This is a genomic window from Bradyrhizobium pachyrhizi (genome assembly GCF_029714545.1).
GTDB classification, from domain to species: domain Bacteria; phylum Pseudomonadota; class Alphaproteobacteria; order Rhizobiales; family Xanthobacteraceae; genus Bradyrhizobium; species Bradyrhizobium pachyrhizi.
This window is the reverse complement of sequence record NZ_CP121667.1, coordinates 5362800-5386687: the sequence shown is the minus strand read 5'-3', so window position 1 is coordinate 5386687 and position 23888 is coordinate 5362800. Positions and strand designations below refer to the sequence as shown.

22 protein-coding genes are annotated in these 23888 nt (G+C 65.1%); 19 read left to right on the top strand and 3 right to left on the bottom strand.

Going from position 1 to position 23888, the window contains the following annotated elements; genetic code table 11:
• The first annotated feature begins 10 nt into the window (after window positions 1-10).
• The 14 genes from phnA (at window position 11) to QA639_RS25305 (ending at window position 18025) form a co-directional block, all read left to right on the top strand.
• Window positions 11-1258 carry a phosphonoacetate hydrolase gene (phnA, locus tag QA639_RS25370; protein ID WP_428841186.1) on the top strand — a complete coding sequence of 416 codons (1248 nt, stop codon included), beginning with the start codon at window positions 11-13 and terminating at the stop codon, window positions 1256-1258.
• Window positions 1259-1284: 26 nt separating this feature from the next.
• The gene (gene phnY / locus QA639_RS25365) at window positions 1285-2733 is read left to right on the top strand and encodes a phosphonoacetaldehyde dehydrogenase (protein WP_157340887.1); all 1449 of its coding nucleotides are present in this window, start codon (window positions 1285-1287) and stop codon (window positions 2731-2733) included.
• A gap of 85 nt (window positions 2734-2818) precedes the next feature.
• The gene (locus QA639_RS25360; RefSeq protein WP_028336434.1) at window positions 2819-4135 is read left to right on the top strand and encodes an MFS transporter; all 1317 of its coding nucleotides are present in this window, start codon (window positions 2819-2821) and stop codon (window positions 4133-4135) included.
• A gap of 375 nt (window positions 4136-4510) precedes the next feature.
• On the top strand, window positions 4511-5815 hold the full coding sequence (locus tag QA639_RS25355; RefSeq protein WP_028336433.1) for an MFS transporter: 1305 nt from the start codon (window positions 4511-4513) through the stop codon (window positions 5813-5815).
• A gap of 52 nt (window positions 5816-5867) precedes the next feature.
• Window positions 5868-6644: a maleate cis-trans isomerase family protein gene (locus QA639_RS25350; RefSeq protein ID WP_157340889.1), complete on the top strand. Its 777-nt coding sequence runs from the start codon at window positions 5868-5870 to the stop codon at window positions 6642-6644.
• 15 nt (window positions 6645-6659) lie between these two features.
• On the top strand, window positions 6660-7481 hold the full coding sequence (locus QA639_RS25345) for a GntR family transcriptional regulator (RefSeq protein ID WP_346283700.1): 822 nt from the start codon (window positions 6660-6662) through the stop codon (window positions 7479-7481).
• Complete coding sequence (locus tag QA639_RS25340) at window positions 7478-8242, top strand: aspartate/glutamate racemase family protein (RefSeq protein ID WP_157340895.1); 765 nt, start codon at window positions 7478-7480, stop codon at window positions 8240-8242. Before QA639_RS25345 ends, QA639_RS25340 begins: the two co-directional genes overlap by 4 nt.
• Complete coding sequence (hydA, locus tag QA639_RS25335; RefSeq protein ID WP_198400074.1) at window positions 8242-9654, top strand: dihydropyrimidinase; 1413 nt, start codon at window positions 8242-8244, stop codon at window positions 9652-9654. Before QA639_RS25340 ends, hydA begins: the two co-directional genes overlap by 1 nt.
• 45 nt (window positions 9655-9699) lie before the next feature.
• Window positions 9700-10584 carry an alpha/beta fold hydrolase gene (locus QA639_RS25330; RefSeq protein WP_157340897.1) on the top strand — a complete coding sequence of 295 codons (885 nt, stop codon included), beginning with the start codon at window positions 9700-9702 and terminating at the stop codon, window positions 10582-10584.
• A gap of 435 nt (window positions 10585-11019) precedes the next feature.
• A complete protein-coding gene (locus QA639_RS25325; RefSeq protein ID WP_028336427.1) occupies window positions 11020-12480 on the top strand; it encodes a DUF1254 domain-containing protein in 1461 nt (486 codons plus the stop codon).
• 513 nt (window positions 12481-12993) lie between these two features.
• Window positions 12994-14640 (top strand): phospholipase C, encoded by a 1647-nt coding sequence (locus QA639_RS25320; protein WP_157341293.1) that lies wholly within the window; start codon window positions 12994-12996, stop codon window positions 14638-14640.
• 109 nt (window positions 14641-14749) lie between these two features.
• On the top strand, window positions 14750-16081 hold the full coding sequence (locus tag QA639_RS25315; RefSeq protein ID WP_157340900.1) for a cytochrome-c peroxidase: 1332 nt from the start codon (window positions 14750-14752) through the stop codon (window positions 16079-16081).
• Window positions 16082-16153: 72 nt separating this feature from the next.
• Window positions 16154-16939 (top strand): aldo/keto reductase, encoded by a 786-nt coding sequence (locus QA639_RS25310; RefSeq protein ID WP_050385746.1) that lies wholly within the window; start codon window positions 16154-16156, stop codon window positions 16937-16939.
• Window positions 16940-17146: 207 nt separating this feature from the next.
• A complete protein-coding gene (locus QA639_RS25305) occupies window positions 17147-18025 on the top strand; it encodes a hypothetical protein (RefSeq protein ID WP_157340902.1) in 879 nt (292 codons plus the stop codon).
• Window positions 18026-18037: 12 nt separating this feature from the next.
• On the opposite strand, the gene QA639_RS25300 is transcribed toward QA639_RS25305, so the two are convergent.
• Complete coding sequence (locus QA639_RS25300; protein ID WP_028336422.1) at window positions 18038-18715, bottom strand: DUF599 domain-containing protein; 678 nt, start codon at window positions 18713-18715, stop codon at window positions 18038-18040.
• A gap of 119 nt (window positions 18716-18834) precedes the next feature.
• Between QA639_RS25300 and QA639_RS25295 the strand changes: the two genes are divergently transcribed.
• From QA639_RS25295 to QA639_RS25275, 5 genes are all read left to right on the top strand, one after another.
• A complete protein-coding gene (locus QA639_RS25295; RefSeq protein ID WP_157340904.1) occupies window positions 18835-19488 on the top strand; it encodes a glutathione S-transferase family protein in 654 nt (217 codons plus the stop codon).
• 117 nt (window positions 19489-19605) lie between these two features.
• On the top strand, window positions 19606-19974 hold the full coding sequence (locus QA639_RS25290; protein WP_157340906.1) for a YidB family protein: 369 nt from the start codon (window positions 19606-19608) through the stop codon (window positions 19972-19974).
• 218 nt (window positions 19975-20192) lie between these two features.
• Window positions 20193-20396, top strand: a complete 204-nt coding sequence (locus tag QA639_RS25285) for a hypothetical protein (protein WP_018272021.1) — start codon at window positions 20193-20195, stop codon at window positions 20394-20396.
• 153 nt (window positions 20397-20549) lie between these two features.
• Window positions 20550-21497 carry a hypothetical protein gene (locus QA639_RS25280; protein WP_157340908.1) on the top strand — a complete coding sequence of 316 codons (948 nt, stop codon included), beginning with the start codon at window positions 20550-20552 and terminating at the stop codon, window positions 21495-21497.
• Between the two features lie 138 nt (window positions 21498-21635).
• Window positions 21636-22076 carry a DUF1489 family protein gene (locus QA639_RS25275; RefSeq protein ID WP_028336418.1) on the top strand — a complete coding sequence of 147 codons (441 nt, stop codon included), beginning with the start codon at window positions 21636-21638 and terminating at the stop codon, window positions 22074-22076.
• A 19-nt stretch (window positions 22077-22095) separates the two neighbouring features.
• Here the strand turns inward: QA639_RS25275 and QA639_RS25270 are convergent, their stop codons facing one another.
• Together QA639_RS25270 and panC are read right to left on the bottom strand one after the other, a co-directional pair.
• Entirely contained in the window at window positions 22096-22842 is a 747-nt protein-coding gene (locus QA639_RS25270) for a hypothetical protein (RefSeq protein ID WP_082190671.1), read from the bottom strand.
• A gap of 120 nt (window positions 22843-22962) precedes the next feature.
• The gene (gene panC, locus QA639_RS25265; protein ID WP_157340910.1) at window positions 22963-23814 is read right to left on the bottom strand and encodes a pantoate--beta-alanine ligase; all 852 of its coding nucleotides are present in this window, start codon (window positions 23812-23814) and stop codon (window positions 22963-22965) included.
• Window positions 23815-23888 lie beyond the last annotated feature (74 nt).

The following is a 23888-nucleotide window of genomic DNA, read 5'->3' as shown; positions in this document are numbered from 1 at the left end:
AAGGAGAGGCATCATGCAAGACAAGCGCAAGACAATCACCGTCAACGGGCGCGATTACGAGGCGCCGACGCGGCCAACCGTGGTGATCTGCCTCGACGGTTCGGAGCCCGGCTACATCGAACAAGCGATCGAGGCCGGCGTCGCGCCGACCTTCGCGCGCTTCATGAAGGAGGGCGCGCATGTCCATGCCGCCAGCGTGATCCCGAGCTTCACCAATCCGAACAACCTCTCGATCATTACCGGACGGCCGCCCGCGGTGCACGGCATCGCCGGCAACTACTTCTATGACACGGCAAACAACGCCGAAGTCATGATGAACGATCCGAAGTTCTTGCGCGCACCGACCATCCTCGCCGGTGTCCACGATGCCGGCTACAAGGTCGCGGCCGTCACCGCCAAGGACAAGCTGCGCACCTTGCTTGCGTACGGTCTGGACTATTCCAGCGGCCGCGCCATCGCGTTCTCGTCGGAGAAGGCCGACCAAGCCACCAGGGCCGCTAACGGCATCGATGATGTGCTCGACTTCGTCGGCCTGCCGCTGCCCGAAGTCTACTCCGCCGATCTGTCGCGCTTCGTGTTCGCGGCCGGCGTCAAGCTGGTCGAGCGCTACCGTCCCGATCTGATGTACCTGTCGACCACCGACTACATCCAGCACAAGGTCGGGCTCGGCACCAAGATCGCCAACGACTTCTACGCGATGATCGACGGCTATCTTGCGAAGCTCGATGCGCTCGGCTGCAACATCGTGGCGACCGCCGACCACGGCATGAACGACAAGTTCCTGCCCGACGGCAAGCCCGACGTGATCTACCTCCAGGATGTCATGGACGACTGGACCGGAAAGGGCGCCGCACGCGTGATCCTGCCGATCACGGATCCCTATGTCGCCCATCACGGCTCGCTCGGCTCGTTCGCGACCATCTACACGCCAGAGGGCGCCAACGTCGACACGCTGCTGTCGCGCCTGCGTGCGACCGGAGGCATCGAGGTCGCGCTGACGCGCAAGGAGGCCTGCGCCAGGTTCGAGCTGCCGCCGGACCGGATCGGCGACATCGTCGTGATCTCGACCAGGCACAAGGTGCTGGGCACCAGCGAGTCGCGTCACGATCTCTCGGGTCTGACCGAGCCGCTGCGCTCGCATGGCGGGCTGACCGAGGAGCGGGTGCCGCTGATCGCCAACCGCAGGATCGCGCTGCCCGCCGGTCACGCCTTGCGCAATTTCGACGCCTTCGACGTCGCGCTCAACCGCATCCAGTGACTCATTCGGACCCCAAGGACAGTGCCATGAACATCCAGAGCCCGGCCGTTCGCCACGAGCAGATGCGGATCGCAGGCAGCTTCGTCGACACCGACGAGCATGTCGAGGTTTTCAATCCCTACACCAACAAGGTGGTGGGCACGGTCCCGGCGGCGCGGCCGGAGCATGTGCGCAGCGCCTTCGCCAGGGCGGCCGCGTTCAAGCCGAAGCTGACGCGCTACGAGCGCCAGCGCATCCTGCTGCGCACCGCCGAGATCCTGGCCGGGCGCAAGGAGGAATTCGCGCGGCTGATCACCGCCGAGTCCGGGCTGTGCTGGAAGGATTCGCTCTACGAGGCCGGCCGCGCCTATGACGTCTATTCCTTTGCCGGCCAGCTCGCGATCAAGGACGACGGCGAGACGTTCTCCTGCGATATCAGCCCGCAGGGCAAGGCGCGCAAGATCTTCACGACGCGCACGCCGTTGCTCGGTGCGATCTCGGCGATCACGCCCTTCAACCATCCGCTCAACATGGTGAGCCACAAGATCGCGCCGGCGATCGCGACCAACAACCGCGTGGTGCTGAAACCGACCGAGCTGACGCCTTTGACCGCGCTCGCGCTCGCCGACGTGCTCTACGAGGCCGGGCTGCCGCCCGAGATGCTGTCGGTGGTGACGGGCAATCCGCATTCGATGGGGGATGCGATGATCACCGATCCGGACGCCGATCTCGTGACCTTCACCGGCTCAGTCAGGGTTGGCAAGCACATCGCTAGCAAGGCCGGCTACAAGCGCCTGGTGCTCGAGCTCGGCGGCAACGATCCGCTGATCGTGATGGAGGACGCCGACCTCGACAAGGCGGCCGAGCTCGCGGTCACCGGCGCCACCAAGAATTCCGGCCAGCGTTGCACGGCCGTGAAGCGCATTCTCTGCGTCGAGGCGGTCGCCGACGATTTTGCCGCGCTGGTGCTGAAGAAAGCACGCAAGCTGAAATGCGGCGACCCGATGGATCCGACGGTCGACGTCGGCACCGTGATCCACGAGGGCGCGGCGAAAGAGTTCGAGCGCCGCGTCAATGCCGCCGTCGCCGACGGCGCCGAGCTGTTGCACGGCAACGCTCGCGACGGCGCGCTCTATCCGCCGACCGTGGTGGACCGGATTCCCTACACCAGCGAGCTGGTGATGCAGGAGACCTTCGGGCCTGTGATCCCGATCATCCGCGTGCCCAACGACATCGACAGCGTGATCCGGATCTCGAACGCGACCGCGTTCGGCCTGTCGTCGGGCGTCTGCACCAACCGGCTCGACTACATCACGCGGTTCGTCAATGAGCTCGATGTCGGCACCGTCAACGTCTGGGAAGTCCCGGGCTACCGGATCGAGATGTCGCCGTTCGGCGGGATCAAGGATTCCGGCCTTGGCTACAAGGAAGGCGTGCAGGAGGCGATCAAGAGCTTCACCAACGTCAAGACCTACTCGCTGCCCTGGCCGGTCTAGAGCAGCGCGTTCGACGAGGGCCGCACGCGGACAACAAGAACAACGCGGCGGCCGACTGCGATCAACCAAACAAGGGGAGGCCTCAATGTCGATCACGTTCAGTCCGTCGGGCGTCGGCTCGGTCGGAGTCCAGAATCCGGAGCTTGCGACATCGTTCCGCCGCGCGCAGTGGCGGATGCTGTTCGCGGCGATGTTCTGCTATCTGTTCTTCTACACCGGGCGGCAAACCTTCGGCTTCGCCATTCCCGGCATCCAGGCCGAGTTCGGTGTCACCAAGGAGGCACTGGGCTGGGCGAGCGCGGCGCTGCTCTGGTGCTACGCGGTCGGGCAGGCGATCAACGGCAATCTCGGCGACAAGTTCGGCGGCCGGCGCGTGATGAGCGCCGGCGCGATCCTCTCCTTCATCATGAACTGGGCCACCAGTCTCTCGACCGGGATCGTCAGCCTCACCGCGTTCTGGGGCATCAACGGCTATTTCCAGTCGATGGGGTGGGCGCCGGGCAGCCGGCTGCTGTCGAACTGGTGGGGCCGCCACGAGCGCGGCACGGTCTACGGGCTCTATACATTCGCGGCCGGTCTCGCCTCGGTGCTGTCGTTCGTCACCTCGCTGGTCGTGGTCGGCTATTTCCAGCTCGACTGGCGCTGGATCTTCCGCATCCCGGTCGTGCTGCTGCTGCTCGGCGGCATCGCGTTCTATCTGATTGCGCGCGAGAAGCCCGAGGACATGGGCTTTGCCTCGCCGCATGACGAGGCCGACGACGTCGCCGCTGCGGAAGCCGCGGTCAGCGCCAACGAGGGCTCGCTGGCGCGCTACAAGGCGGTGCTGTCGAACTGGCGCCTCTTGGTCGCCGGCGTCGCGATCGGCTTCCAGAACGCGGCGCGCTATGGCCTCTTGGTGTGGGTGCCGGTGCACTTCCTCGGCAGCAACTGGGCCAAGGCCGGCGCCGCCTCGGTGATCGATCCGCGCTGGATCAGCATCGCGCTGCCGGTCGGCATGGCGGTCGGCGCGTTCAGCAATGGCTGGGTCTCGGACAAGGTGTTCGGCTCGCGCCGCTACCTCGCCATCGTGCTCTACATGGCGCTCGCCGCGGTCACCTCGCTGTGCATGTACGCGATCCCGACCTCGGACGTCGTTCTCGGGATGACCGTGCTGTTCCTGTGCGGCTTCTTCACTTACGGGCCGCAATCCTCGTTCTGGGCGCTATGCCCCGATCTGGTCGGCCACAAGCGGGCAGGGACCGCGACCGGGGTGATGAACTTCTTCGCCTACCTGTTCGCAGGTCTCGGCGAGCCGATGATCGGCCACTTCATGGACAAGCATAACCAGACCTCGCTGGTGTTCCTGGTGGTTGCTGTCTGCGCGACCTCCAGCGCGGTGGTGGCGGCCTTCATCCGCCGCTGACGAACGATCCGCATCAGCGGCTCACCACAGGTCCGCGCTTCCGACGGGAAGCGCGGACCACTGTTTTTGGAATGAGCAGAACGCCGTTGTGCGTGCGATCGCTGCAGCCGCACCGCGGGGACCAATTCCCCGAAATTGCCTGGCTCGAGCGGTGATCTGACGCTCAATCCCTCATCACCGGCTGACCAAAATCGATGCATGAAATGATAAATATCACGTAATATCAATATGATATAAAAAATTGCATGCAGAATACAAAATGTGCTTGTCCCGTTTGCCGCCTTGAAGCAGACTTCGCGCAGGGCAGGAGAGGCCGGCGACCGTCAAGGACGAGGGGTGCGGCAGGGCAAAACAATCTGTCGGGAGGAGCGAGCAATGAGCGATCAGGTGTCCACCATCGCAATGGCAGATACGGCAAAGCCTTCCGGCGTGCGCTGGAAGATCTTCCTGCTCATGCTGTTCCTGATCTCGATCAACTATATCGATCGTGCCTCGCTCTCGGTCGCGATGCCGGTCATCGCCAAGGAGTTCGATATCGATCCGGCGATGCAGGGCCTGATCCTGAGCTCGTTCTTCTGGACCTACGCGCTGATGCAGGTGCCGGGCGGCATGCTCGCCGATCGCTTCAAGCCGCGTATCGTGATCGCGCTCGCGACGCTGTTCTGGGGCTTCTTCCAGGCGCTGGCGGCGCTGTCCACCAGCTGGATGCTGCTGCTGCTGACCCGGCTCGGGCTCGGCGCGTCGGAAGCGCCGATCTATCCGGCGGGCGGCAAGCTCAACGCGATCTGGATGACGCAGACCGAGCGCGGCCGCGGCGCCACCTTGCTGGACGGCGGCGCACCGCTTGGTGCGGCGCTCGGCTCGATCGTGATCGCCTGGTTGATGGCGGCGTTCAGCTCCTGGCGCGTCGCCTTCGTCATCGCCGGCGTCGGCACCATGCTGTGCGGACTATGGGCCTGGTACTATATCCGCAACGTGCCGCGCGAGCATCCCTCGGTCAACGAAGCCGAGGCGCGCTATCTCGAGGAGGCGCACGCGATCGAGGATGCGGCGACGCCGCCGTCCTCGGGCGCAAGCTGGATGGCGTATTTCCGGTTTCGCTCGGTGTGGTGCATGTGCCTCGGCTGGATGTTCTTCAACACCACGTTCTACGGGCTGCTGACCTGGATGCCGACCTACCTGTTCAAGGTGCACGGCTTCGACATCAAAGCGCTGGGCGGCGCGTCCTTCATCATCTTCTTCGCAGGCTTTGTCGGCGAGCTGGTCGGCGGCTGGATCGGCGATAACTGGCGGGAGCGGGGTGGGTCGCCCAACACCGTGTTCCGCACGCTGTTCGGCATCGCGGCGATCATGGCGACGGTGTCGATCTTCCTCGTCGCCTACGTCACCAACGCGGTCGCGGTCGTGGTGCTGCTGTCGACGACGCTGTTCTTCCTGCGCTGGTGCGGCATGTACTGGGCGATCCCGTCGGCGCTGGCGGGCCGCGGCAAGTCCGGCTTCCTCGGCGGCTGCATGAATCTCGGCGGCAACATCGCCGGCATCACGACGCCCCTGATCGTCGGCTTCATCGTGCAGGCCACCGGCTCCTACTTCCTGGCCCTGATGTATTTCGCCGCCGCGGGCATTGCGCTGTTGATCTGCTCGACCCTGATCGATTACAGCCGCAAGCTCCCGGTCTAGAACGGATGCGGTCGAATCCGCCAAGGGTTCGGCCGCGTGATGAGGCTCACCAATGACACGTCCTATCAGGCTCGGCATGCTGACGCCGTCGTCGAATACCGCGCTCGAGCCGATCACCTGCGCGATGCTATCGGGGATCGACGACGTCTCGGCGCATTTCTCGCGCTTCAAGGTGACCGAGATCGCGCTGTCGGAACAGGCGCTGCGCCAGTTCGACGCCAGCGAGATTCTTCGCGCGGCCGAGCTGCTGGCGCATGCCAAGGTCGACGTCATCGCCTGGAACGGCACCTCGGCGAGCTGGCTCGGTTTTGATCGCGACGAGAGCCTGTGCGAGCAGATCACGGCGGCGACCGGGATCAAGGCCTGTACCACGGTGCTGGCCTATCGCGACCTGTTGCGGCGGATCGGCGCCAGCCGCATCGGGCTGGTGACGCCATATCGCACGGATGTGCAGGAGCGGATCATCGCCAATTGGAATTTGCAAGGACTGCATTGTTTTGCCGAGCGGCATCTGTCGCTGCAGGACAATTTCTCCTTTGCCGAGGTCAGCGAGGCCGAGGTCGCAAAGCTGATCGAGGAGGTGGTGCGCGAGGGCTGCGATGCCGCCGTCGTGCTCTGCACCAACATGCGCGGCGCCGGCGCGGCCGAGCGGCTGGAGCAGAGGTTTGGCGCCCCGGTGCTGGACTCGATAGCGGTGACGCTGTGGGCGTGCCTTGCCGCGGCCGGATGCGATCCGTCGCGCGTGCAGGGCTGGGGCAGCCTGTTCTCGAACCCCGATCTGCGCGCAGCCACCGCGATCCACATGGGAGGGCGCGATCTCCAATCATGACAGTGAAGGCAAGCGGTGACTGAACCCAAGGCGACCAGACGGAACAAGGAACCCAAGCGCGCGATGACCGCGCTGCAACGGCGCCGCCTGCGTGTGCCGCGGGTCGGGCTGCACGAGCAGGCAGCGGCGCGGCTGCGCACCATGATCGTGCGCGGCGAGCTGGCGCCGGGGCAATCGTTGGGGGAGGCGGACCTGTCCGATGCGCTCGGCGTCTCGCGCACGCCGCTGCGCGAGGCGCTGAAGCAATTGGCGAGCGAGGGTCTGGTCGAGCTGCGGCTCAACCACAGCGCCGTGGTGGCGCCGTTCCGCCGTGCCGAGCTCGCTGAACTGTTCGAGGCTGTCAGCGGCATCGAACGCTGCGCCGCCGAGCTCGCCGCGCTGCGCATGGAGCCGGAAGACTTCGAGCGGCTCGCGGTGCTGCAGGACAAGATCGAGTGGCATCACGGCCGCGGCGAGCTGCGCGAGTATTTCCAGACCAATCAGCAGATCCATTCGGCGATCGTCGGCTTCGCCCGCAATGCGGTGCTGAAGGCGACGCACGAGGCGCTGCTGGCGCGGGCCGAGCGGGCGCGCTTCTTCGCGCTGTCGGTGCTCGGCCGCTGGGATGAATCGGTGCGGGAGCACCAGGAGATTCTGTCCGCGCTAAAGCGCCGCGATGCGGCGCGGGCCGGGCAGATACTGGCCCACCACGTGCGCCGCACCGGCGAGATCGTCGCCGAGACGCTGGATGCCAAGACACTGGATGCCAAGACACTGGATGCCGAGGCGGACGGCGCCGCGGCACCGGAGGCACCGGCAAGGCCGCGCGGCCGCAAGACGAGGAACGTTGCGTCATGAAGATCCTGCTGCTCAATCCCAATACGACGGCTGATGTGACGGATCTGCTCCATGCCGCCGGCAGCAAGGCGGCGTCGGTCGGCACCGAACTCGTGCCGCTTACCGCCGCGCGCGGTGTGCCTTATATCGCGACCCGCGCCGAGGCCCAGATCGGCGGCGCGATCGCGCTGGAGATGCTGGCCGAAGCCGGCCCCGGCGTCGATGCCGCTGTCATCGCGGCGTTCGGCGATCCCGGCCTGTTCGGCGCGCGTGAGCTGTTCGCCTTTCCGGTGGTGGGATTGGCTGAAGCTGCGATGCTCACCGCCTGCATGCTCGGCCGCCGGTTTGCAATCGTCACCTTCGCCGGCGCGCTGGCGCCCTGGTACGAGGAATGCGTCGCCATGCACGGACTGAGCTCGCGCTGCGCCGGCATCCGCACGCTTGACGGCGGCTTCCAGTCGATCTCGGAGGTGCAGGCCGAGAAGGAGGAGCTGCTGGTCGCGCTCGCCAACCGCGCGGTCGAGCAGGACAACGCCGACGTCGTCATTCTGTCGGGCGCGCCGCTCGCCGGGCTCGCGGCAAAAGTCCGCGACCGCATTCCGGTGCCGGTGGTCGATCCGGTCGCGGCGGCGGTGCGGCAGGCGGAGACGCTCGCCGTGCTCAAGCCGCGCAAGGCGGTGGCCGGCACCTTCCGCCGTCCCGATCCGAAGCCGACGCGCGGGCTGGCCGAGCCACTCGCCGCAATCATCGAACACCGCTCACCGAAGGAGGGAACAAACTGATGTCCTTCGACACCATCATCCGCGGCGGCACTGTGGTGACCGCTGCCGACACCTTCGCCTGCGACGTCGGGATTAGCGGCGGCAAGATCACGGCGCTCGGTCATGATCTCGGCGATGCGGCCACGATCATCGACGCCACCGACCGCCTGGTGCTGCCCGGCGGCATCGACAGCCATGTCCACTTCGCCCAGCCGTCCGGCGACGGCATCGTGATGGCCGACGGCTTTGCCAGCGGCACGCGATCGGCGGCGTTCGGCGGCAACACCACCGTGCTGCCGTTCTGTCTGCAGGAGAAGGGCCAGACGTTGCGCGAGGCGCTGAAGCATTACCATTCGCTGGCCGAAGGCGAGTGCCATGTCGACGTCGCCTTCCATCTCATCCTCACCGATCCGACCGAGCATGTGCTGGGCCAGGAGCTGCCGGCGCTGGTCGAGGACGGCTACACCTCGCTAAAGGTCTTCATGACCTATGAGGGCCTCGCGCTATCGGACCGCGAGCTGCTCGAAACCATGTCGGTCGCGCGCGAGACCGGCGCCATGCTGATGGTGCACGCGGAGAATTTCGACGCCATCCGCTTCCTGACCGACCGGCTCGAGCGCGCCGGCAACACCGCACCACGCTTTCATGCGACCTCGCGGCCGATCCCGGTCGAGCGCGAGGCCACCCATCGCGCGATCTCGCTGTCCGAGCTCGTCGACGTGCCGATCATGATCGTGCATGTCTCGAACCGCGAGGCGATGGACGAAATCCGGCGCGCGCAGCAGCGGGGCTTGCGGGTAATGGGCGAGACCTGTCCGCAGTATCTGATGCTGACCGAGAAGGATCTCGATCAGCTCAACATGGAAGGCGCAAAATACGTCTGTTCGCCGCCGCCGCGCGACGTCGCCAGCCAGCAGGCTTGCTGGGAGGGGTTGCAGCAGAAGGTGTTCTCGGTGTTCTCGTCGGACCATTGTCCGTTCCGTTACGACGACCCGCAGGGCAAGCTTGCGCCGAAAGGGCGTACCAGCTTCCGCTGGGTGCCGAACGGAATCCCGGGTGTGGCCACGCGGCTGCCGATCCTGTTCTCCGAAGGCGTGGTGAAGGGGCGGATCGACCTCAACAGCTTCGTCGCCTTCAGCGCCACCAACCACGCCAAGATCTACGGCCTCTATCCGCGCAAGGGCACGATCGCGGTCGGCTCGGATGCCGACATCGCGCTGTGGGACCCGAAGCGCAAGGTGACGATCCGTCACGAGCTGATCCACGACGGCGCGGACTACACGCCCTATGAGGGGCTCGAGGTCACGGGCTGGCCGGTGCTGACCATGGTGCGCGGCAAGGTGGTCGTCGATAACGGTGCGCTCATTGGCGGCAAGGACCACGGCACCTATCTGCCGCGCGCCAAGCCGCCGAAGGCCGCGACCATTCCGTAACGCGACCATCCCGTAACAAGCAAAGAGAGAAGGCAGGAGATCAACATGCCCTATGCTGTGACAGACGACGGAGTGCGGCTTTATTTCGAGGAGACCGGATCGGGGCATCCGGTGATCCTGGTCCACGAGTTCGCCGGCGACTTGCGCAGCTACGAGCCGCAGATGCGGCACTTCGGCAAGCGCTTCCGGACCATCGCCTACAATGCGCGCGGCTTTCCGCCGTCGGATGTGCCCGAGCAGGTCTCGTCCTATTCGCAGGCGCGCGCCGCCGACGATATCCTGGCCGTGCTCGATCACATCGGCGCGCCCAAGGCGCATATCGTCGGCCTGTCGATGGGCGGCTTTGCGACGCTGCATTTCGGATTGCGTCACCCTGATCGGGCGCTGTCGCTGTGCATCGGCGGCTGCGGCTATGGCGCCGAGCTCGACAAGCGCGATGCGTTTCGCGCCGAGGCCGACGTGATCGCGAACATGATCCGCAAGGACGGCATGCCGGCCTTCGCCGAGCGTTACGCCTACGGGCCGACCCGCGTGCAGTACGAGAACAAGGACCCGCGCGGCCACGCCGAGTTCAAGACCATGCTGGCCGAGCATTCGGCGGTGGGATCGGCCAACACCCAGCAGGGCGTGCAGAAGGAGCGTCCCTCGCTCTACACGCTGGTCGACGAGATGAAGCACATCAATGTGCCGACGCTAATCATCACCGGCGACGAGGATTGGCCGTGCCTGCTGCCCGGCATCCTGATGAAGCAGAGCATCCCCTCGGCCGCGCTCGCGGTGATGCCGAACTGCGGCCACGCCATCAACATCGAGGAGCCCGACGAATACAACCGGATCGTCGGCGATTTTCTGTCGCAGGTCGAAAGCGGCCGCTGGCCGCAGCGCGATCCGCGCGCGGTCAGTGCTTCGATCACGGGAATGAAGGATTAGGCCCCGGACTCATTAAGGTGCAGCCTGATTGCCCTAGTTGAACGAAGCCAAGGTAGTCGGCGGCAAGCCAGTCGTGGTGCGTAGCCCGACGACATTATTTGATCCTGTTTTGAAGTAGATCGGATCGCTGCGATTGCTGTTCGGCGGGCGCCCGCGCCCCTTTCTGCGTCGCAAGCTCGCCGGCCGAATTCAACGCTGCTGGCATGGCCCCTGGTTCGGCGTTGATGAGCGGAAGCGGACGTCAACCCACCGACAATCACCGCAGCCACTCCTGAGGGGTGACAGTTGCAAGATGCAGTTGAAAGCCACCATTGATCTAAATCAATTCAGATGGCGAAATGTCCGCGGCAGGTTGTGTCGCGTGGGCCGGTGCCGTGCTCAGGCCCCGGCCGGTGGCGCGCGCTGCCGTCCGTCATATTGGAAAGGGAGTGTTTGATGCAAAGGCGATCGACTCAGAGCCCGCAGACCGTGACGAAGCGCGATTTTCTGCGGTCTGCCGCGTTGGCGGCGATTACGGCAACTGCCAGCAGTTCAACCTGGGCGCAGTCCGAGCGTCCGGGATTCTTCAAGGCCAAGGACATTGCCGAGGCCGGCTTCATCTATGGCCTGCCGATCGTGATGTCCTATGGTGTGATGTACGAGTACGCCGTGGACAAGTCGTCAGGGCAGTACAAGGCGCCGTTCAATACGCTGGTCAACGAGGCCCGCGTTTACACCTACGAAGATACCGCCGTCGTCACGCCCAACAGTGACACGCCGTATTCGTTTGCATGGCTGGACTTGCGGGCCGAGCCCATCGTCTTTTCGGTGCCGGCGGTCGATCCCAAGCGCTACTATTCGCTGCAGTTGATCGACCTTAATACGTATAATTTTGGCTATGTCGGTTCGCGCGCGACGGGCAGCGATGCGGGAAGTTATCTGGTCGCCGGCCCGCGATGGACCGGCGCGACACCGGCCGGCATCAAGAAGGTGTTCCGGTCGACGAGCGATTTCTGCCTGGCACTTTTCCGGACCCAGCTGTTCGACCCGGCCGATATTGAGGCCGTCAAGAAGGTTCAGGCCGGCTACAAGGCGCAGCCGCTTTCCAGCTTCCTGAATCGGCCCGCGCCGCCGCCGGCGCCGGCGCCTTCCTTCCCCAAGTTCGAGAAGGATCTCGTCCGCACCGAGTTCTTCGAATATCTGGACTTCGCGCTTCAATTCGCGCCGGCGCTGCCGGAGGAACGCTGGATCCGGGAGCAACTGGCACGGATCGGCGTAGGGCCAGGGAAGACCTTCGATTTCCGCAGCCTCTCGCTGGAAGACAAGGCCGAGATTCTGCTTGGCATGAAGGAGGGCGAGCGCAAGGTCAGCGAGACGGTGGCGAGCCTCGGCAAGGACATCAACGGCTGGCGCGTCAGCTCGGCGTTCGGTGACGCGGCATTCTTTCACGGCGACTGGCTCTTGCGCGCGGCAGCCGCGAAGGCCGGCATCTATGGCAACGACGCCGTGGAGGCCATGTATCCCCTGGGCAAAGTGGACGCCGATGGCAAGGAACTCGACTGCTCGAAGTCGAGCTACACGCTGACCTTCCCGGCGGAACAGTTGCCGCCGGTCAACGCCTTCTGGTCGGTCACGATGTATGACGGCAAGTCGCAGCTCTTGGTGAAGAATCCGATCAACCGCTACCTGATCAACTCGCCGATGTTGCCGCACTTGAAGCGCGGCTCTGACGGTTCGCTGACGATCTACATCCAGAGCAAATCTCCGGGAGCGGACAAGGAGGCAAACTGGCTGCCGGCGCCGGATGGTCCGATCTATGTGGTGATGCGGCTGTATTGGCCGAAAACCACGCCGCCATCGATTCTGCCGGCTGGTGAAGGGACGTGGAAGCCTCCCGGTTTCAAGCGCGTGTCCTAGCACCCGGTCTCGTATCGGCCGGATGCGCCCGCGCCGAAGCGCCGCCCGCCACAAGACCAGGCATCCGCGCTTTTCGGGACAACAATCCCGGAAGGCGCGGATTTATTTCGGGCGTGAGCAGCCGCGATTGCCGGCGGCGCACAACTAGTTCACGCGATTGATGACCGCTGCCGTCATCTTCAGCGCGATCCCTTCAATTCCAAGTCTTCTGATCCAAGCCTTCTGACCGAAGCCTTCTGACCGAAGCCGCGTCCACGGATAGCCGCTCGTGTCAGAGGCGTGACGTCTGCCATGCGCGCAAAGATTGATCCCCCGACGCTCGCTGCAACCGACGCAAACATCGGCGCACATCATCGTTCGTCGCATTCATTCGATCGACACAGCGCTGTCATCGGCGATGGATAACTTGTCGCAGGTCGACGTCATAAATCCTTCAAAAATAAAAGGGGCACTACGGTGAAAGCCAAATTTCTTTCGACGGTCGGAGTCTGTCTGGTTGCTGCCGCTGCGGTGATGTGCAGCGCCGCCGCCCAGGACGACAACAAGGGCAATAACGGCCACGATCATCATCCGCACGACATCCACACCCAAACGCCGATCAAGCATCTCGTTGTCATCTTCAACGAGAACCGCTCGTTCGATCACTACTTCGCAACCTACCCGGTTGCGACCAACCCGACCGGCTCGATTCCGTTCACGGCGAAGCCGCATACGCCGAAGGTCAACAATCTCGCCAGCGCCAATCTGTTGACCAATAACCCGAACAACAACGCGGCCAACGGCACCGGCGCGACCAATCCGTTCCGCCTCGACCGCACCCAGGCCAACACCAAGTCGCAGAACCACGCCTATACGCCCGAGCAGCAGGCGGTCGACAACGGCAAGGAAGACCTGTTTCCGAAATTCACCGGTCGCGGCACCGCCGGCGGCGTCGGCGCTTTCGGCACCAACGGGCAGGTGATGGGTTATTTCGACGGCAACACCGTCACCGCGTTCTGGAATTACGCCCAGAACTTCGCGATGAGCGACAACAGCTGGACCGACACCTTTGGTCCGTCGACGCCCGGCGCGCTCGAGGTGGTTTCCGGCCAGACCAACGGCGCGCAGAACATCGTCGGTTCGTCGTCGTCGATCGCCGACGGCCAGGGCGGCCTGACGCTGATCGGTGATACCGACCCTGCCTACGATGCCTGCTCGAGCACGACCAGCCAGGTCCTGATGACCAGCAAGAACATCGGCGACCTGCTCAATGCCGAGCAGATCAGCTGGGGCAGCTTCATGGGCGGCTTCGACCTGACGCTCAAGAACAGCAACGGCACCACCAACTGCGGCCGCAGCACGTTCTCGAGCAACGTCAACGGCACCGTCGTGGACTACATCCCGCACCACGCCTGGTTCCAGTACTACAAGTCGACCGCCAACCCGACCCATGCGCGGCCGAGCTCGGTGAATGCGGTCGGTCACACCTATGTGCCCGGCAGCAAGGCGCTCGATCCGGCCAATCATGCCTACGATCTCGAGGACTTCTATGCTTCGGTGAAGGCCGGCAACTTCCCGGCCGTCTCCTACATCAAGATGCCGGCTTATCAGGACGGTCATCCCGGCAACTCCGATCCGCTCGATGAGCAGGCCGGCAATGTCGAGCTGATCAACTTCCTGCAGAAGCAGAAGGAGTGGGGCGAGACCGCCGTCATCATCACCTATGACGACTCCGACGGCTGGTACGACCACCAGTACCTTGCGCCGATCAGCGCTTCGTATGATCCGACCGCCGACCAGGTCAACGGTCCCGGCCAGTGTGGCCGCGGTATCGGCAAGCAGACGCAGCCGAATGGCCTCAACGGCCAGCCGGTGAACGGCCGCTGCGGTCCCGGTACGCGCGTCCCGTTCCTGGTGATCTCGCCCTTCGCCAAGCGGAATTACGTCAGCCACACCCGCATTACGCAGGCCTCCGTCGTGCGCTTCATCGAGGACAACTGGCTGCATGGCCAGCGTCTCGGCGGCGGCTCGTTCGACGACAACGTCGAATCGATCGCCGACATGTTCGACTTCGAGCGTGGCCACGGCCAGGACCACGAGTATCGGCAGGACACGCTGTTCCTCGATCCGACCGCCGGCACCGTCATCGTCAGCGCGCCGGATGATCACCATCACCACTAACGCCCTTCGGTTCTGATCCAATCAGAACCGAAGCTTTGCCCTGACGCGTTCTGCTCGCGCGAACTGGTCTCCGGTTCGCGCGAAAACGCTTAACGACACTGGATCTGACATGAACGGCCGCACCTTGTGGCTTCTCGGCGCCGGCCTGCTGTGCATGGCCGGCACTGTTGCGGCCGTCGAGACGCAGGGACTTCCGGGGACCAATCCGCACCCGGTGCAGCTCAGGCGTCCGCCGGTCGCTCAGCTGTCCGCCATGGCGCAGCTCGGCCAGAAGATCTTCTTCGACGCATCGCTGTCCTCTTCGGGCGCATTGTCATGCGCGTCCTGTCACAGTCCGGACCACGCCTACGGGCCACCAAATGATGGGCCGGTGATGCTCGGCGGGCCCGCGCAATCCCGGCAAGGGACACGCGCCGTGCCGGGCCTGACCTATCTCGAGCGGCAGCCGAATTTCAGCATCGGGCCGGAAAAGGACGAAGACGACAATGTCGTCGACTTCGCGCAACTGGCCGCGCTCGGCCAGCAGGCTCCGCGCGCCAGGAAGGTCGCGACCGGGACTGCCGCCTCGGCGGTCAACATCGTGCCGCAGGGCGGACTGTTCTGGGACGGCCGCGCCGATACGCTGCAGGACCAGGCGATCTTCCCGCTGCTCGATCCCAACGAGATGGACGGCGGCAGCATCGAGATCGTGGCGCAGAAGCTGCGCCAGGCGAGCTACGCGCCGCGCTTCGCCGAGCTATTCGGTGCCGGTGTCTTCGACAATACGCGGCTGCTGGTCGCGGAGGCGATGTTTGCCGTCGCGCGCTATCAGGTGGAGGAGCCGAGCTTCCATCCCTACACAAGCAAGTTCGATTACTGGCTGGAAGGCAAGGCGCGATTGAACGAAAGCGAAGTGCGCGGCCTGCAATTGTTCAACGATCCGGACAAGGCCAATTGCGGCGGCTGCCATACGTCGCAGCCGACCCGGGACGGTCTGCCGCCGCTGTTCACCGATCACCAATATGAGGCGCTCGGCGCGCCGCGCAACGCCGCGCTCGCCGGCAACCGCGATCCCGATCATTTCGATCTCGGGGTCTGCGGTCCGTACCGCACCGACATTGCCGAGCAGACGCAATATTGCGGGATGTTTCTGACGCCCACCTTGCGCAACACGGCAACGCGTCGCGTGTTCTTCCACAACGGCGTCTTCACCAGTCTCGAGCAGGTGCTAGACTTCTATAACTTCCGCGATACCAATCCGGAGAAGGTGTTTCCGCGCGGCGCCGACGGCGCGGTGCGCAAATACGATGACCTGCCGGAAAAATATCACGGCAATGTCGACGTCAGCGATCCGCCGTTCGAGCGCCATCCCGGCGACACGCCGGCGATGACGGCGCAGGACGAGGCCGACATTATCGCGTTCCTGAAGACGCTGACCGACGGCTACCAGCCGGAGCGGTGACACGTCGCGCCGTTCCATCGCGGAACCGAACCGTGAGTTGGCAGGGCTTCGTCATGCGCGCATAATGGGCGCATGAATGTCGTCGAAGGCAACGGTGCCAGAATCCCGGCGATCGGGCTCGGCACATGGGAGCTGCGCGGCCGGACCTGCGCCCGCATCGTCGAGCAGGCGTTGCGGCTCGGCTATCGGCACATCGACACCGCCCAGATCTATGACAACGAGCGCGAAGTCGGCGAGGGGCTGCGTGCCTCCGGCATCAAGCGCGACGACGTGTTCGTCACCACCAAGGTCTGGACCACGCATTTCATGGCGAAGGATCTCGAGCGGTCGGCGAAGGAGAGCCTGGCGCGGCTGCGCCTGACCGAGGTCGATCTGTTGCTGCTGCACTGGCCCAATGCGCAGGTGCCGCTTGCCGAGACGCTCGGCGCGCTGGCGCGGGTCAGGCAGGCGGGCCTGGCGCGGCATATCGGCGTCTCGAATTTCAACGTGGCGCTGATCGAGGAGGCGGTGGCGGCATGTCCCGAGCCGCTCGCCTGCGACCAGGTCGAGTACCATCCTTACCTACACCAGGCCGACGTGATCGAGGCCTGTCGACGCCACGGCATGGCGTTCGTCGCCTACAGCCCGATCGCGAAGGGACGGGTCAAGGGCGACCGCGCGCTGGCGCGGATCGGCGACCGCTATCGCAAGAGCGCTGCCCAGGTCTGCCTGCGCTGGCTGGTGCAGCAGAATGTCTCCGCGATCCCCCGCACCTCGAAGCTCGAACGCCTTCAGGAGAACATCGACATCTTCGATTTCGAGCTGTCGGTTGACGACATGCGCGAGATCTCGGCGATCGGGAGAGCTGACGCGCGATGACGGGCCCCGCGACGCATGGGGTCTTTGCCTGAGCATCAAGGTCTTGGGAAGCATCAAGTCTTGGAAAAATGGCTGGGTCCTGATCCGGATCATGCTAATGCCCCGCTGGCCGGTTGCGGCTTTGGACCGAATGGGGATTGAGGCAGGCGGGTTCCGGCCGGTATTGTAGCCCGGCGGGGAGAGACGTCACTGATGTGATCGAGTGGGATGAAGTTTCGGCCAAACGCGGATCTGATGGCGTCGGTGTTCGTGCACCTGATGCTGCTTGCGCTGATTTTCCTGTATTCGGAGGTCCATCAGTTCGATCCCGTCGCCGCTGACACGGTGCCGGTCGAGATCGTGACGCCGCAGGAGGTCGCCAAGTCCGAGGTCGAGACCAAGCCCGAACCGGCCCCGAGCCCGTCGCCGACGCCTGAGTTGCAGTTGCCGTCGCTCGATAAGCCGGTGGATTCAGCCAAGCCCGAACCATCGGCGCAGGCGCCCGCGCCACAGCAGAACGCGCCACAGCAACCGTCGCAGCCGCCCAAGCCCAACCCAACTCCGCAACAAGCCGCGGCTGCGCAGCCGGCGCCTCAGCCGCCACCGATGCCCCAGCCAATGGCGCAGCAACAGGCGGCAGCGTCGTCGCCTGCCTATGCGCAGCCCGAGCCCGATCTTTCGGTCAAATACAATGTCATGCTCGGCCTGCCGCCCGATATCTCCGTGAAGCCGCCAGCCAACGCGCCGTCCGGCCTCGGACCCGGTAAGGACAATTTCGACGCAGCCGCCACCGAGCAGGCGGACGTCGGCTCAAGCGTGGTCGCCGAATTCCGCCGTCATCTGAAGACCTGCCTGAAACTTCCGCCGACGCTGAGCACGGGCGACGACGTGAGGATCAAGCTCAGGGTGTTCATGAAGCCCGACGGTAAGCTCGCCGCGCAGCCCTTGCTGATCGAAGCCACCGCCTCGGAAAAGGGGCCGCTGTTGCTGAAGAGCGCGACCGAAGCGCTGCAGGCCTGCCAGCCCTATGCGATGCTGCCGCGGGATCGCTACGGCGAATGGAAGGTGCTCGACCTCGATTTCAGCCCGCGCGATTTCGCGTCGTAGACGAGGTTCGCCTCAGCTTCCCATCGCCTGCCAGGCATTCGAGGCGAACTGCCGGCGCCAGATCACGATCACGACGGCGGCTGTCGTGACGAACAGCACCCAGGGGCTGACGAACCAGCCGAGATAGCCGAGCGCGAAGAAGAACGCGCGCTGGCCGCGGTTGAAGTGCCGGCCCGCCGTCTCGAACAGCCGCGTGGTGCGGATCACGTGGGCCTCCGCCTCCGGCGTATCGCGCTGGTCGGCCGGCGGCATCGCGCCGAACAGGATCGCCACATAGTTGAACAGGCGATAGGCCCAGGCGAATTTGAAGAAGGTGTAGATGAAGATCAGGATCAGCCCGATGCACTTGACCTCCCACAAAGCGGGCGAGGGCGTCAGGTTGACCGGCAGCGCGCCGAGCACCGCGAGCGCGTCATTGGTGGCGCGCAAGAGCGCCAGCCCGCCGCCGATCGCAATAAGGCTGGTGGAGGCAAAGAACGCGGTGCCGTTCTGCAGGCTGGCCATGATCTGCATGTCGACCATCCGTGCGTCGCGGTTGAGCAGATTCCGCACCCAGATCTCGCGATAGACGTGCATCCGCGCCGACAGGCTGTCGCGCCCATACGCGGTGTGCTCCAGCGTGATGGTATAGACCAGCCATTCCAGCGCAAAGAAGCCGACGGCCAGGATGTCGGTCCAATAGCCAGTCATGTTGCCTTCCTTCGTGAGCGCGCGGCTGACTGTCCGCGCCGGACCGCATCCGCGTCATGTACAGGTTGAACGCGTGCAATGCACTATGGCAAACTACCGTGGCAACAGGATTCCCGGACATGCTCAAGCTCGTCATCGGCAACAAGAACTATTCGTCATGGTCGATGCGGCCCTGGCTGGCGTTGCGCGCCAACAACATCCCGTTCGAAGAGGTCTTCATTCCGCTCTACACGGACCAGGCCGACAAGGACCGCATCCTCTCTTTCAGCAAGGCCGGCAAGGTGCCGACCCTGATCGATGGCGACGTCACGGTGTGGGATTCGCTGGCGATCATCGAATATCTCGCCGAGAGATTTCCCGAGGCGAAGCTCTGGCCTGCGGATCGTGCCGCGCGCGCGCATGCCCGCGCGATCTCGGCGGAGATGCATTCCGGCTTCATGCCGCTGCGCAGCGAATGCGGCATGAACCTGCACCGCCCGATCCGCGCCGTCGCGCTGTCGGATGATGCGCGCGCCAACGTGGCGCGGATCCAGGAGATATGGGCCGAGTGCCATGCGCGCTACGGCAAGCAGGGTCCGTTCCTGTTCGGCGCATTCTCCGCCGCCGATGCGATGTACGCGCCCGTGGTGCATCGTTTCCGCACCTACGCGATCCCGGTGAAGGCCGAAGCGCAGCACTATGTCGATGCCATGATGCAGCTTCCGGCGTTCCAGGAATGGACCCGCGACGGCGTTGCCGAGACGCTGCGGATCGCCCGATTCGAGGATGTCTGACGGTTGCTGCGCTTCCGAATTGTGACAGCGGTCGCAAAGATCGCGGCTTGACGCCGCGGGGCCGAAGGCGTCGAATCCGGAAAGGCTGGTTTTGCAAGTCGTGAAAGGACTTAGACCATGGGCATTCTCGATTCCCTGGAGAATTCGCCGGAGCTGAAAGGCATGCTTGGCCAGCTTGGCGCGGCGGTGATCCCCGTAGTGCTCGGCGAGGTCCTGGGCAATGGCGGGCAGGGCGGCTTTTCCGCGATCGTCGCCAAGCTCGAGCAGGCCGGGCTCGGCGAGCAGGTCAAATCCTGGATCGGTACCGGTCAGAACCTGCCGATCACGGCTGAGCAGCTCCAGCAGGTGCTCGGCAGCGACACCGTCAAGCAGCTCGCCGCCAGGTTCAACATTCCGGTGGACCAACTGTCCAAGGTGCTCGCCCAGCAACTTCCGGCTGCGGTCGACGGCGCGAGCCCGGGCGGCAAGCTGCCGCACACCGCCTGAGCGGCTGGAATCAGGGTTCCAGCCGGGCTCGGCGGGCAATTTCCGGCTGGCACGCAAATTGCTGCCTATCGCCCTGAAAAACCTGCAAAAATCGCACCTTCGCCATGCCCCAATCTCGCTGGATTTGGGGAGGTGCGATGTGCTAGCTTGCCGCAGGGTTCTCAAAATGCCGGCCTGAGCTATCGGGACTGTCAGCTCAGCCAGCAATCTCTAAGAAAATGGAGAGGGCGTTGAAGCATAAGTACTCGATTGGCGAGACCGTCTATTTCACGGCCAGCAACGTGGCGCGCCCCGCCGCGAGCGGCACCTATCAAGTGATCCGCCTGCTGCCGACCGACGGTGACGACTGCCAATATCGCATCAAGAGCTCGACTGAAGCTTTCGAACGAGTGGCCAAGGAGAGTCAGCTCGCGCTGTCCTGAAGGAGTTGTGCGCAAGCCGGCGGTTGGAGCGGGTTCCGCGCCGCCGCCGTCAAAAGGCCCCGTTCGCAGATCCATTGTGCTGAAGGTTGGACGTCGGGGTGGCGGCGTTCGCCGTCGCCGATTGTGCTTACGCTGCGTTGAGGGACATCGCGCATGAACTGGGCTTCCTCGCTGGATCAGATCTGGCGCTCACCGACCTTCCCGATGTGGCTGACGCTGGCCGCTGCGGGGTTCTTTGGGATCGTCGTTCTGGTCACGCTGCTGCGTGCGGAAAAATCCGTCGCCAACGGCGCGCTGACCGTGATCACGCTGCTGTCGATCGCGGTTGCTGTCGCCGCGACGATCCGTGGCTTCGGCCCGGGCGGGCAGGCGGCGCAGGCCGAGACACGGACGGCGCAACTGGCCAGCCAGACGGTGCCGGCGCTCGCCTGCGTCGACGATCTCGCCGGAGACGCCGTTCTCAACGCCTGCGAGAAGGTGCTGTTCGGTTCATCGGATACGGCGGCAGCGGCGGTCAGTTACGCTGCGGCGCAGATCTCGCGCCTGACTGCGCTCGGCGACCTCGCGACCGCCGAGCGCAATTCGACCACCGAGTTGCAGGCGCTGCGCCGTGCCATCGAGCATGACCGCTACGGCTTGGTCGCCTATGCGCTGATGGCGCGCGACCACTGCACGCCGACCGCGTGCCCCGCGTTCCGCTCGCTCGGCGACAACCATCAGATCATCGCCAACATGAACGAGCGGACCTACGAGAACCTGATCACGCGCTACGCGGGGTCGTGGAACGCGCCGGCCGGCGCCCAGGCGTCGGCCGCCTCCGGCCTGGTCGCGGCGCTGCCGCAGTCATTGCCCACCGGCAAGCCGACCAATGCGGAGTTTCCGAGCTCGGCGAACACGCCGCCGGTCAGCATCATGACGCCCGAGCCGGCCAAGCCAGCCGCCGCCGCACCAGCGCCGGCCGCGCGCGCCGCCGCGCCGCCCGCCGCAGCCCCGAAGCGGCCGCCGGCAGCGAAGCGCCCGGTCCAGATCGCGCCGGCCCCGGCCGCGCCGGCGCCGCCTCCTGCCGCCGCCAGCGCACCGGCGGCTGCGAACGAGCAATGAGCGTGATGGCGGCGGCTTGAGCCGCCGTCATTGCACTGTTCCGGCTTCGTTTGGCTCGAAAAACGCTCTAGTCCCGATATCCACCGCCGCGGAGAGCGCTCCCTTTTCAAAGCGCGCGCCGGCCGCTACATCCGGCGCATGCCGCTTCATCTCATCAAGCTCGCCGTCGGTTGCGACTCCGTCAAGGAACTCAAGGGCTGGGTTGCCGAGCGGATGGCGACCGCGAAGAAAAAGGGCCTGCCGCTCCGTCACGTCCACATCACGCGGATGACGCCGAAGCGCGAGGAGGAGATCCTTGCCGGCGGCTCGCTCTATTGGGTGATCCGCGGCGAGATCGCCGCGCGCGAGAAGATCATCGCCATCGAGCCGTTCCGCGACAAGGACGGCATCGGACGCTGCCGGCTGGTAATGCAGCCCAAGGTGATCGCGGTCTCGCCGCGGCCGATGCGGCCGTTCCAGGGCTGGCGCTACCTGACCGCGGACTCCGCGCCGGCCGATCTCACCAAGTCGAGCGCCGCCAGCGTGGCATCGATGCCCGAGCCGATGCGCCGCGAGTTGCGCGACCTCGGCTTGCTCTGAGGCCGATGACTGCCGCGAACTACTGCGTCACGAGGTGCAGCCGGCTCCATTCGGACGCCGGGATCTCGACATAGCGGCTGCCGCCCGCATTGCTGACGGCGACGTCGAGCAGCTCGTGATCGATCCCCATCTCGCCGAGATAGCGTCGGAACTGGTCGGTGAAGACCGAGGTCAGGCTCTCGCGATGCTCGGCCGAGACGTTGGGCGCGAGCCGGTTGTGGATCGCCATGCCGCTCAGCACCACGCGGCTGCCTTCCGGCAGGCTGCGATGCACGCCGCCTGACAGCATCAGCACGCAGGCCAAATCGCAGGCAATGCCGGACAGCTTCTCCTTGGCGTCGAGCGGGCCGCCGGGCCGCTTGAGCGCGAAACATTCCTCCTCGGATTTCCCGGTGCAGGCCTCGACCTCGGTCGCCGCGACCGCGGCATCGATGCCGCGATCGCGCAGGATGCGGCCGAGGCTGGAGGCAACGTTGAGGTTGGAATTCCCTTTGACGTTGATCACCACCGGCAGCTTGCGGCCGTTCTGCCGGTCGAGGATCGCCAGCAGGCGCTTGTAGGTATCCCACTGCACGGCGCCCTCGGCGGCGATCCAGTCCGAGCAGCCCGGGCCGCAGGCATCAGGCGCACCATGCGCGACATAGAAGATCATCGCGCCGGGCGCCGAATTGACCCCGCCGACCGGCGGCCGGGTCTGCGCCTGCACGAGGCCTGCGGCCACGAGCGCGATGCCGAAAGCAATGCCTTTCCTGAAATAACCGCTCATTCCGATCGCCTCTGAAAGGCGCAATCATCCACGCGTCGGCCGCGCAGATGAGGCCGAGCCCTCATTACAGGCTCGAACCCCGTTTGCGCATGAACCGCATCACACTTTCCGGATCCTGCTCTATACCGCGATGTTGTCGATCAGGCGGGTGCTGCCGAGCTTTGCCGCCACCAGCATCCGCATCGGGCCGTCCTTCAGCGAGCCGATCGGCGCCAGGGAGGCGGCGTGGCGGACTTCGAGATAATCGAGCACGAAGCCGGCCCTGGTGATCGCCGCGGCGCCGTCGGCCATTGCGGTCGCGGTGTCCTCGCCGGCGCGCAGGCGGCCGGCCGTTTGCTTCATCACCCGATGAAGCTCGGGGGCGGCGCGCCGTTCCTCCGGCGAGAGGTAGACGTTGCGTGACGACATCGCGAGACCGTCGCGCTCGCGCACCGTTTTGGACCCGATCACCTTGACCCCGAGGTCGAGGTCCGCGGCCATCTGGGTGACGACCCGGAGCTGCTGAAAGTCCTTCTCGCCGAAGATCGCGACGTCGGGCCGGACCTGGGTGAACAGCTTGCCGACCACGGTGGCGACGCCGCCGAAGAAATGCGGCCGGAAGCGATCCTCGAGCCCGGCGGTGGCCGGCCCCTCCGGCACGATCCTGGTGGCGAAGCCGTCCGGGTACATCGCCTTCACCTCCGGGTGCCAGATCAGGTCGACGCCCTCGGCGGCGAGCTTGGCGACGTCGGCCTGCCAGGTGCGCGGATAGGAGCCGAAATCTTCGGTCGGCGCGAACTGGGTCGGGTTGACGAAGATCGAGACGACGACCCGCTTGGCGCGGCGCTTGGCGAGCCGCACCAGCGACACATGGCCGTCATGGAGCGCTCCCATGGTTGGGACCAGCGCGACGGTTGCCTTCTTGGCGCGCAGGGTGTCGACGGCGCGACGAAGGGCGGGGACGGTACGGACGACGGTGGGATTTCTCGGCATCTGGTCTCGGCTCGTGGGGCAATCCGGGTGGGAACGAATCTGGGCGGGACGGGTTGGCGTTCGGCAGGTCACGC